The organism is Gardnerella bretellae, from assembly GCF_048545135.1.
Lineage (GTDB): Bacteria > Actinomycetota > Actinomycetes > Actinomycetales > Bifidobacteriaceae > Bifidobacterium > Bifidobacterium greenwoodii.
The window spans coordinates 1-1,705 of the sequence record NZ_JBKQXU010000011.1 but is presented as its reverse complement, the minus strand read 5'-3'; the positions used below and the strand labels follow the sequence as shown (position 1 = coordinate 1,705).

The following is a 1,705-nucleotide window of genomic DNA, read 5'->3' as shown; positions in this document are numbered from 1 at the left end:
TTTTGGGTTGTGTTTTGCTCCAAACGTGGGTAATTTTTCTCGCGTTTGGAGGGTTATTTGTGTTATATTGCTCCAAATGTGGGTAATTTTTCTCGCGTTTGGAGCGTTTCTTAGCTTTTATCCACAATTGATATTTTTTCTTTTATCTCATTTTTTTGCACGTTAGTATCTTAGCTATGCCAAATTCTAACGATAAATCAGATCTCGCAAATAAAGACTTAAGCAGTAACTTAAGCAATAATCTAAGTAGTAAAAGCAGCACTTTGCGCAACAATCCAAGCGCTGGATTGAGTTCGCTTGATATTGCGCTAAATGATGCCGAGCGCGAGGGCTCATGCCTAATGGCTTCACAACTTTTGTATCGCAATTCTCTCCGCAATAATCTAAATGCTGGTGTTCTAGTTGAACCTTATTTTGGCTTGTATGCACGCCGAGATTTTTGGCTTAATTTACCGCACAAAAAGCGCATTACTCATATTGCTACGCGACTTTCCAAGAAAATAAAGATACATGCGTGGAAGTTTACTGGCGAATCTGCCGCTGCTTTGTTGAATTTTGAAACAGTTGGCGTGAAAAGCCAGGGTGGACCAATAAAAATATATGTTTCATGCCCGTATGCGGATAAGCATATTGACAAGCACAATAATTCCGTTCGCCGATTCTCAAAAAATCAGCTTTGCCGTGTGCATTTGCCAGATATTATTGAGGATGATTCGGGTATTTGCCTTGAGGAATATGATTACAAAAATGATGATGTTAGTAAGAGCGCTGCTGCTTCTTCTGCGTCCGCTGCTTCTTCCACAAAATCGAATAACGATCAGCCTTCAAAGATGCCTAAAACGAATTTCGGTCACATTCCAACTTTGCACGAAGAGGCTCTACAGCATGTTGCGAGCATTTATAACGTTTTGTTTGTTTGTGCTTGGAAGCTTTCTTTCCGACGCGCATTGCCAATTTTTGATTCTGCGGCGCGAAATGGTGTAGATCTTAAGAAAGTTTACCGAGTTTGTAGTGAGTTTTACGCGGATTTTCGCGAGCAGTTTGATGCAGCGGATTTTCAGGATGTTCCGTACATGAAGCAGAAAAATTCGTGTCTTAAGTATGTTAATGAATGTGATGTTTTATCTAGGCTTTGTTTGCTTTGTAAGCTTGCCGACGGTAAGAGTGAGAATGGCGGCGAATCATTGGCGCGTGCGGCTATGATTGAGCTTGGTTTTGTGCGGCCGCAATTGCAGAGAGAGTTTCCTAATTTAAATAATTCTAAATGGCCTTATAGGGTTGATTTTGCATGGGAAGTTGACGGCAAATTGATTGTTGGTGAATTCGATGGTGCTGATAAGTATTTGGTTAATTCTGGGCGTAGTTTGGAGCTTAATAGTTCTAACCTTGGGAATTATGATTCTTTGGGTGGCGATGGCAGCGCGAATGATGATGAGTCTATTTTGCTGCATTATGATAGGTCGTCTGTGCTTCGTGAGCGTGACAGAGAGCGTCATTTGCTAAACTGCGGAGTTAATAAAATAGTACGTTTTGATTTTTCTCATGTAGTTGACCCACCTACTCTTGAGAAATGTTTGCTGGATGCTGGAGTGCCGAAGGCTGTAATTTGACTCGCGTTATCTCGCGTCTGGAGGGTTATTTGTGTCATATTGCTCCAAACGTGCACAACTTTTCTCGCGTTTGGAGGGTTTTGGGTTGTGTTTTG

The 1,705-nt window shown here is 41.4% G+C and carries 1 protein-coding gene; it reads left to right on the top strand.

From position 1 onward, the window contains the following. Positions 1-176 precede the first annotated feature (176 nt). Positions 177-1,610 (top strand): hypothetical protein, encoded by a 1,434-nt coding sequence (locus ACJV7B_RS06070; RefSeq protein WP_419389210.1) that lies wholly within the window; start codon positions 177-179, stop codon positions 1,608-1,610. Positions 1,611-1,705: the final 95 nt, after the last annotated feature.

Bases quoted from the DNA above. Each gene is read 5' to 3' on its own strand.
- ACJV7B_RS06070 (WP_419389210.1), top strand. From the start codon at position 177: ATGCCAAATTCTAACGATAAATCAGATCTCGCAAATAAAGACTTAAGC.